Annotated in this window: 9 protein-coding genes; 3 read left to right on the top strand and 6 right to left on the bottom strand. The window is 44.5% G+C overall.

What is annotated here, in order from left to right; genetic code table 11:
* Positions 1 to 74 precede the first annotated feature (74 nt).
* Positions 75 to 1316 (bottom strand): OmpP1/FadL family transporter, encoded by a 1242-nt coding sequence (locus HMPREF9443_RS02155; protein WP_009144857.1) that lies wholly within the window; start codon positions 1314 to 1316, stop codon positions 75 to 77.
* Positions 1317 to 1410: 94 nt separating this feature from the next.
* Entirely contained in the window at positions 1411 to 2235 is an 825-nt protein-coding gene (locus HMPREF9443_RS02160; protein ID WP_009144858.1) for a hypothetical protein, read from the bottom strand.
* Between the two features lie 312 nt (positions 2236 to 2547).
* Here HMPREF9443_RS02160 and HMPREF9443_RS02165 point away from each other — a divergent pair, with 312 nt between their 5' ends.
* Complete coding sequence (locus HMPREF9443_RS02165) at positions 2548 to 3501, top strand: acyltransferase family protein (RefSeq protein ID WP_009144859.1); 954 nt, start codon at positions 2548 to 2550, stop codon at positions 3499 to 3501.
* A 78-nt stretch (positions 3502 to 3579) separates the two neighbouring features.
* On the opposite strand, the gene HMPREF9443_RS02170 is transcribed toward HMPREF9443_RS02165, so the two are convergent.
* The 3 genes from HMPREF9443_RS02170 to HMPREF9443_RS02180 form a co-directional block, all read right to left on the bottom strand.
* Positions 3580 to 3909, bottom strand: a complete 330-nt coding sequence (locus HMPREF9443_RS02170; RefSeq protein ID WP_009144860.1) for a winged helix-turn-helix transcriptional regulator — start codon at positions 3907 to 3909, stop codon at positions 3580 to 3582.
* Between the two features lie 6 nt (positions 3910 to 3915).
* A complete protein-coding gene (locus HMPREF9443_RS02175) occupies positions 3916 to 4503 on the bottom strand; it encodes a GNAT family N-acetyltransferase (protein ID WP_009144861.1) in 588 nt (195 codons plus the stop codon).
* A gap of 156 nt (positions 4504 to 4659) precedes the next feature.
* Positions 4660 to 5961 (bottom strand): ATP-binding protein, encoded by a 1302-nt coding sequence (locus HMPREF9443_RS02180; protein WP_009144862.1) that lies wholly within the window; start codon positions 5959 to 5961, stop codon positions 4660 to 4662.
* A 290-nt stretch (positions 5962 to 6251) separates the two neighbouring features.
* On the opposite strand from HMPREF9443_RS02180, the gene HMPREF9443_RS02185 reads away from it, so the two are divergent.
* Entirely contained in the window at positions 6252 to 6677 is a 426-nt protein-coding gene (locus HMPREF9443_RS02185) for a MarR family winged helix-turn-helix transcriptional regulator (protein WP_009144864.1), read from the top strand.
* Positions 6678 to 6693: 16 nt separating this feature from the next.
* Positions 6694 to 7488: an MFS transporter gene (locus tag HMPREF9443_RS02190; RefSeq protein WP_009144865.1), complete on the top strand. Its 795-nt coding sequence runs from the start codon at positions 6694 to 6696 to the stop codon at positions 7486 to 7488.
* 397 nt (positions 7489 to 7885) lie between these two features.
* On the opposite strand, the gene ilvC is transcribed toward HMPREF9443_RS02190, so the two are convergent.
* Complete coding sequence (gene ilvC, locus HMPREF9443_RS02195) at positions 7886 to 8908, bottom strand: ketol-acid reductoisomerase (RefSeq protein WP_272881140.1); 1023 nt, start codon at positions 8906 to 8908, stop codon at positions 7886 to 7888.
* Positions 8909 to 8937: the final 29 nt, after the last annotated feature.

Below are 8937 nucleotides of genomic sequence, written 5' to 3' on the forward strand. Positions count from 1 at the left end.
CCGTTTTTCCTACAAAAACTTTACGCTAGCCACACTTTTTCGTGCAGCAGCTCCGGTAAAGCTAAAATATAAAATTAGAATTTACGTTGGTAGGAAATAGAAGCAATCTTGGTGAAGCTGTCGTAAGCATGTGCGCTGCTATAAGCATCGCCCTTCTCAGGATGACCTGCAAAATCAAGAGTGCCGACATCCATCCAGCCCAAAGCAACAGCAACAGTCTGCTTCTTATCGTTGTAACGGGCACCGATAGAATAGGTGCGACGCAGGCCTGTCGGTACCATGAAGTCACCGCCATCGTGGGGAATAGAGGATTCATCGAAAGCAAAGCCTGCCATAACAGTATACTTATCGCTCAGGTTATGCTCTAAGCCTATAGCATAACGCCAGCCATTCTCCCAGTTTTTATCAGAAAGAGCATTCGGTTTACCAAATACCGGCTTATCAAAATAAACATTCAATGCATCATAGGTACTCCAGTTGGTACGAGTAGCTTTCAATTCCAGACGGGTTTTCTTGTCAAATTTGTGGTTATAACCGATATCCCAGCTGTCCGGCAAAGTAACCACACCATAAGCATTAGCTTTAACATTAAAATTCGGCATTGGAGAATATGCTTTAGCATCTGCTTCTAAGGAATGAGTAATACGGCTACGATAAACTACACCAATTTCGTTTTTATCATCAAAAGCATAGTTTGCAGCAGCATTCCAACCTAAAGCATAGCTTTCGCCTTCAATTTGTACACTACCTACATTCATCGTAGGAGTTGCATATGCATTCTTCTGCAGTTCCAAGCCAACATAGTTGATTTCCGCGCCAACTGCTGCGCTCCATTTTTTGTCGAACTTATGCGCATAGGTCGGAGTAACGCTGACACCGTTCAGCTTAGAGAAAAATGCATTAGAAGATGCCATGCTTTCTCTTTCAAATTCGGATACCATGGCAAAGCGCGGGAAAGCGCCGATACCGAACCATTCTTTATCATTAATCTGTTTTACATAGTAGCTGCCTACTGCCCAACCGGCATGAACAACGTTTTTGCCGTCCTCAATTTCTTTGCCTGCACCATCATACAGCTTATAGTTGCCGTGCGGGCTCAGATAAGTGTAGCTGCTCTTCATTACCTCACCCTTTACTTTGGTGATAGAAGCAGGGTTGTAAGCCACGTTGGCAGCATCGTCTTCAGCAAACATGCGCGCACCGCCCATAGCAACGCCTTCAGCAGACCATTCGTTAATAGCAAAGCCTTCAGCGCCTGCTACCTGGGGTGCCAGCAGAGCTGCAGCTAAGCCTAAAGCTAAAAAGTTTTTATTCATATAAGTACATCCCTTCTCACATTTTTATTACCTGCTACTAATTGTAACAGATTCGTGAAAAGTGCGTACAAAATCTTTTAATCGCTCGTTTTAATTACTTAATTAAACTTTGAAAAGAACCCTTTTCATCCGGCTTCTCGCCGGCAGCCTTCGCTGCCTCGCGACGGGCAAAATTGCGCTCCTGCAGGCGGCGTACATCCTCCAGCGTCGTCACATTATCCTTCTCCCACGGCTGGTACTGAATCGTGGTGCAGTGATGATACATAGCATATCTTTCCTTAGCATCTGCTGCAGCTTCAGCCTCAGCAAGAGCCGTCTTGGCAGCCTCGTTCACAGGGAATGATTTATACGCATCTGCCAAAAGCAACGCAGCCTTAGCATAATCGCCCTGCTCCGCCATGCTTTCCGCAATAAATTTAAGTGCGTGGAAACGGTACGGATTAACGCCTTCCACAGCTTTTTCTGCCTCCAGCATTGCTCTCGCCTCGCTCAATGCAGCATCCTCGGCGCCACAGGAACGCTGCAGCTCCAGTCTGCGCGCCCAGATAGCGCCACGATCCGCACTGCGGAAAACCTTCTTATACTCACGGCACAGTCTGTATGCTTCATTCAAATAAATAATCGGTGCATCACCGGTGCCGGTCAGGCGCCAGACGATTTCGGCAATATCACGCAGGCACAGCACCTTATGCTCTGCCTCACTGAGTCCGAACTCCGGTGCATCCTCCATATCAGGCTGCACATCCTTTACGGTTGCCAGCACCGCCATAGCTCCCTCGATATCCTTTAAAATCATCAGCATACGTCCTACGTTGCTGCGGCATTTCCAATCATCATAATCGTTTATCAGATTCAACGGTATAGGGTAATCACAGCTTGCTACCTTCTGTACATAACCTTGCCATTCCTGTTTTTCCATTTCAGTATCCTCCTCAATCTGTTATATATTCTATTCAAATTATCTGCGTTGCCGCTGTCTTTGTCAAGTGTCAACCTGTACAGAAGTAATAATATTAATGCTTATATGTTATCTGTCATAGCTTATCAGCCTTTTATATTCCATTTGGTTATAATGTAAATGCTTAATCGCTATTTGACTATAAAATTTAAAGTAGTAAAATAACTCTACTAGAGAGAAAGAAGATGTATAAAGCTATGAGTTTTCCCCTATTATTACGTGGCTTCGTGGTTCTGGGCGTCATGCTGATGCACATGGGTCACTATTTCCGAAATGCTGCTGGATATTATTTCCCTCTTTGCCGTACCCCTGGTAATGTTTGTTTCGGGATATATGTTCATCAGCCACAATCGCCATGCCGATTATTATAAGTGGTCCTTCTTCCGCAGGATGTTCCTGTCGGTGCTTTCGCCGTATTTGCTGTTTTCGTTACTGTATCTGGGCGGTGCCTGGTTTTTCAGCAACGCCAGCTTCACGCTCAAGCAGGCAGCCTACCTTATTGCCACCGGCAGCAGCGCCGTCCATATGGCCTTTTTCCGTGCGATGTTTGGCTTTTACGCCATCTATCCGCTGCTGCTGCGTTATTTTAACCGTTGCCGCTTGCATCACAGGCTGCACCGCTTTATTATTCAGGTAATCCTGCTGCAGCTGTTCTGGAAAATCTGCAACAATATCAGCTGCAGCAATCAGGCAGTCATCTTAACGTTAGAAATTACCACCTTTCTGCGTTATATCGCCTACTTCTCCTTCGGTATGCTGGCTTATATCTATCATAAAAAAATGCTGCGCTGGATTGACACCCATCACGTTCTTTTGATGACAGGCTTCATCCTGAATCTGATTTTAATCGGTGGCTGCTGGTTTGCCAAATACTATCTGCATATCCTGCCGCTGTTGGAATTTGTCTGCTTCCCGCTCAACCTGTTTTTGTACAGCATCATCATCGCTATGCTCTTTCGTTACGCCTGCACTCTGGAATCGCAGGACACCCTCAGCAAACGCTTTATGATGTATCTGGGCAACTATTCCTTCGGTTTATTCTTGATTCACATCATCTATATGTACGTCGGCAGCGAGCTGCTTACACTGCTGCACATGTCACCGCAACAGCTCTGCTTTTATCCGCTGCTCTTCATCATTATGCTCAGCCTCAGCCTGCTGACCATGGAAGCATTGGCGCATGTTTCCTGGGGCCATTATTTCATCGGCCATGTAAGCCGTCTGTAAAAAGTTTTCTTCTTATTCCCCATATATTGTAAAACACCACTTGCGTTTGCAGGTGGTGTTTTTGCTTACATTCTCAAATCAAAATCTCTTCTTGTACGCCTCTCCCCAGTCACGCATAGCCTCCAAAACAGGCCGCAGGCTGTAGCCAAGCTCAGTAAGCGTATATTCAACATGCGGCGGTACCTCTGCATAAACCTTGCGCGTCAGCAGACCGCTGGCTTCCATTTGGCGCAGCTGTGATGTCAACACCTTTTGGCTGACTCCGTCCAGAGATTTTTTCAATTCGCCAAAACGCTTTGTTCCCGTCAAAAGGTCACGCAAAATCAGCACCTTCCATTTATCACTGATTAATGTCAGTGTAGTTTCTACCGGACAAGCCGGTAAAGCATCACTTATCTCAGGCAACATTTACAGTCACTCCTTCAGCTCCTTGCTGTATATCCATGTTTCCTGCGCACCCAGCTGCGGCAGAATATTATTCGTAAAATGCGCCGCTTCGCTATAGCCACGCTTGCGATAATATTCATAATCACATGTAGCATCTGCCCATAAATAGAGCTTTTTGACACCTTTTTTCTGCGCAATCGCCTCCACATTATACAGCAGCTTGCTGCCCACACCGCTTTTCATGCTCAAAAACAAACACAGCAGTAAATCCTCCGGATTTGCCAACGCCCTCACCTTTTGTCCGTTATAAGACAAATAGCGCAGATAATCATAAACAAGATCCTGTTCCTCGCATGCAAAATGCTGCAGGCTTTGCTTTAACCAGGATTGGGAATTGTCACGCTCACTCAAGGGCGCCGCCAGCAAAAAGCCCTGCATGCCGTCTTCATCAGTCATTTTTAAAGAAAAGGCCTCACTGCGATAATAATAACGTACCATCGCCTCGTACAGCACATCCTTCAAGCCATCATTAGTCAGCGCCATCTCATCACCCCATGTCAGCTTAGTGAGATGGGAGGCATAGGAAATATCCTGCGGGGTAAAATTTGATAACATTTATGCTTCTCCACTTCAATAATCGAATTACAACACTTGTACAATCAGTTTTTAAGTGTCTTAAACATTCTTTTTAACTCTATTTTAAGCTATCCTCATGAAATATGCAATCAGTGCAGATTTCATGAGGATAATAGAAAAACAGCTTCATCAAGATTATATAATAGCAGCCATGTACAAAGGTAAAGTAATCTTTTTCTCAACAACACCGGTATTTTGTGCTGTAAGCTTATAACCTCTTTCGATATTATCCATTTTAAGCAGCTCATTTAATGACCGCGTCGAGCCCTTCCTGGCTTTAACTTCTACAGGCACAAGCTTACAATCTCGTTCTAAGATAAATTCAATCTCTAAGGTTGAATCCTCTTTTTTATAGTAATAAAGCTCTTCTCCCCTTTTTGCTAAAATATCGGCAACAAGACTTTCATAAATGCCACCTTTAGCCGGTCCTTCCAACGCATCTGACAGCAAAGCAATTTTCAACTGATAACCATACATAGCTACCAAAAGACCAATGTCGCAAAGATAAACTCTAAATTGATCTTCCTTGACATGCGCTTTCAATGGGAACCAAGGTGAATTCACATTATAAGCAAAATCAATTAATCCGGCATTATGTAGCCAATCTAAGCTACTGGTAAATTTCCTTGCTGTCGCCTTTTTCTCAACAACAGAATACTGAAATTTATGGTTTTCTTTGCTTAACTGACGCGGGATAGACAGAAAACACTGCTTAGCCTTAATTTTATCCTGATTCAGCGCGTATTTAGCAATATCATCCTGATAATCACGCAGAATTTTTTCCTGTAATAGATGTACTTGGTAAAAATCTTTCGTTGCAATATATGTATCAACTACCTCAGGCAATCCACCAACTACCATATATTCCTGCAGATACTTGTTTAAAGAATTATGCATAGCCTCAGGAACTCGTTTTGCTCCGTCTACGTATGGTGCCAGCATCTCCTTGAGATTTACTTCTGCACCAAGCGCCCAAATAAACTCTTCAAAATCAAGAGTACGCATAATTAACTGCCGTTCATATCCGACAGGTATAGAAACCTCATTTTTGTAATCCCTGCCCAGCAATGAACCGGAGGCAATACAATCAAAACGTCCATCCTGCGTCCAAAATTTCAAGGAAGTTCTAGCGTTAGGAACATCCTGAATTTCATCCAAAAACAAAAGCGTTTCACCGGGAATAAATTGACAACCCGGCATACTAAGTTTAATTTGCTGAACCATGTTATCAACATCAAGATTTCCGGAAAATACAGCCTGCATATCAGGTCGCTCAATAAAATTTATCTCTATAAAATTTTTATATTCACGCTTACCAAACTCTCGGACAATATATGTTTTACCACACTGCCTAACGCCACGTAATAAAATAGCGTCTTTTTTGCCTTTGTTGTTTTTCCATGCCAAGAGCTTATCATAGATTTTTCGACGTAACATTTTAATTGCTCACTCCCCTCTCTAATTTACTCTCATTCTAGCATATCCTCATGAAATATGCAATCAGTGCAGATTTCATGAGGATAAAATATGCAACTATTGCATATTTTATGAGGATAATAGAAAAAGAGCTTATTTCCATATTCACACTGCAACATTTCGCTCAGGCAGTTTTCAGCAAATCCTTACATTATTTTCCATTCTACTCCCTCCTTGACAATCCCCTCACTAACGCAATATGATTATCTTCGGTAATTACTTTTGGTAATCATTTATGAAGGAGAATCATCATGACACATAAACTGTCTATCGAAGCAATCAAAACTCTGCTCATTGCCTGCCACGAAGCAAAGCGTGTAGTAGAGCTGCAGCCACCTCTACCGGAAGGCTTAACTCCCGGCAATCTTAAAGTGCTGGACTACATTGAATACCTGGAACGTACCGCACAACCTCCAAAGGTCAGCGACATTGCGGATCTGCTGCAGGTAACGCGCCCCGGTATCACTCGCCTGGTAAGCGAGCTGCAGGCAATAAATGTTATCGAAAAAATCAGCGATAAACAGGATAAACGCATCGTCAGACTGCGCATGACAGACGAGGAGCGTAAAATTCATGCCTATTACATTGAGCAATATCACAGCTGGCTGGCTGCACAAATTACCGATATCAGCGAAGCAGATATCAACACCACTGCTGCCACCATCGCCAAGCTTTAATTTCGGCTTATACCTTTTGCTTATCATCGGCTTCAGCAGCCTGATTTTTGCAACCAGCATTGCCTCCGACTTCGGTTGGTTCAGTATCGAGGTGCTGGCTCTTTTCGCAATCTGCCTTATTGCTTTGACTGCCTTCTATAAGCAATCATTAAACAGCAGCACACCTCTTTTACGTGTGCAGATTTTCCGCTATCTTCCGTATACGCTCAGCACTGCCAGTCTTTTGCTCGTCGGCTTTATCTGTCTTGGACTAGGTTTTTTAATTCCCAACTATGCGCAACTTGTTTCGCATACTGATGCCTTTACCGCCGGCTGTCTGCTGCTGCCCGGCTGTATCATCGGCGCTATGCTGGCTCCCATCAGCGGCAGGCTGTTGGACAAGTTCGGTGCCCAACGTCCGATTTTATTAGGCAATGCATCAATTCTCTTATCCGTCATCTGCTACAGCCTTTATCCGGGCGAGCTGAGCTCGTTGCTCTTCATTGTCTTCTACCTGTTCTTTGCCTTTGGCCAAGGTTTTTCCATGGGTACAATTATGACCAACGGTCTGAGCCAGTTACCGGAAGAACTGAATGCCGACGGCAACGCAGCTATGAATACGCTGCTGCAGCTGGCAGGTGCAGTCGGTACAGCGGTTATCAGTACGATTGTCGCGACCGCGCAGGCTGCAGAACCGACCAATATCGCGCATGCTACTATGCTGGGCAGCAGACATGGATTTTTTGTGCTTACTGTCAGCGCCGTGCTCATCCTTTGCTGCTCCTTAAAGGTGTTCGCTCTTATTAAAAAGAAAAATCCTGCTCATGCTTAATATATTGCGTTCTATCGCCGGTATCACAAAAGCCTCCCTCGTGCATATGCGCCGGGAGGTTTTTATATCAAAAACATTATGCCGGCATGTCAAAAAGGCCGCTTTCTGCATCTGACGCACAGGTAAGCGACCTTTTAATATTTCCCTTATTTTTAATTACTGCAAGCCACGCAGCTTTTATTTTTCTATGCTGCGTTTACGGCTCACACTCTTTCCCTTATTTTTCGCAATCCGGACAGCTGATTTTTCTGTATGCTGTCCTTAGCGGATTACGCTCTTTCCCTTATTTTTGTTTATCGTAACCCCGACAGCTTTTTTATCTGTACGCTGACTTTAGCGGATTACGCTCTTTCCCTTATTTTTATTTTCTGCACTAAAAGTGCTTGTAAGCTGTTGATTATTTTTTCTTTAGGAAGCTCATCATGCCACGCAGTTGTGCGCCAACTTGTTCAGCCTGGGTTGCTCCAGCACGACGACGCATAGCGTTGAATTGCGGACGGCCGCATTGGTTTTCCAGTAACCATTTCTTAGCAAAGGTACCATCCTGGATTTCAGCCAGAACCTGTTTCATAGCAGCTTTGGTTTCAGCAGTGATGATGCGCGGACCGGTTACATAGTCGCCATATTCAGCGGTATCGGAGATGGAATGACGCATTTTAGCCATGCCGCCTTCATACATCAAGTCAACGATCAGCTTCATCTCATGCATGCATTCGAAGTATGCGCTTTCAGGCTCATAGCCTGCTTCTACCAAGGTTTCAAAGCCTGCGTTCATCAGAGCGCAAACGCCGCCGCAGAGAACTGCCTGCTCACCAAAGAGGTCGGTTTCGGTTTCTTCGCGGAAGGTGGTTTCCAGAGCGCCTGCACGGGTACCGCCAATGCCCTTAGCATAAGCCAGAGCCAGGTCATGAGCCTTACCGGTCGGGTTTTGGTAAGCAGTTACCAGAACGGGAACACCGCTGCCTTCGGTATAGGTACGACGAACCAGATGGCCGGGGCCTTTAGGAGCAACCATGAATACGTCTACATCAGCAGGAGGAACAATCTGACCGAAGTGAATGTTGAAGCCGTGTGCAAAAGCCAGTGCATTACCAGCCTCCAGGTTCGGAGCGATATCTTTTTTATATGTAGCAGCTTGCTTTTCATCAGGAATCAGCATCATGATGATATCGGCAGCCTTAGCAGCTTCTGCGGTAGTCATAACCTTCAGGCCGGCAGCTTCTGCCTTAGCTTTGGACTTAGAGCCTTCATACAGGCCTACAACTACGTTTACGCCGCTCTCCTGCAGGTTCAATGCATGTGCATGGCCTTGAGAACCATAACCGATAATAGCAACTGTTTTGCCATTCAATAATTCCAGATTCGCATCGTTGTCATAATACATTTTAACCATTGTTATTACCTCTTTCTTTTCCCTTATTTTAATATACAAATTTAATAAAAAATTTC

This window comes from Phascolarctobacterium succinatutens YIT 12067 (assembly GCF_000188175.1).
Classification (GTDB): domain Bacteria; phylum Bacillota; class Negativicutes; order Acidaminococcales; family Acidaminococcaceae; genus Phascolarctobacterium_A; species Phascolarctobacterium_A succinatutens.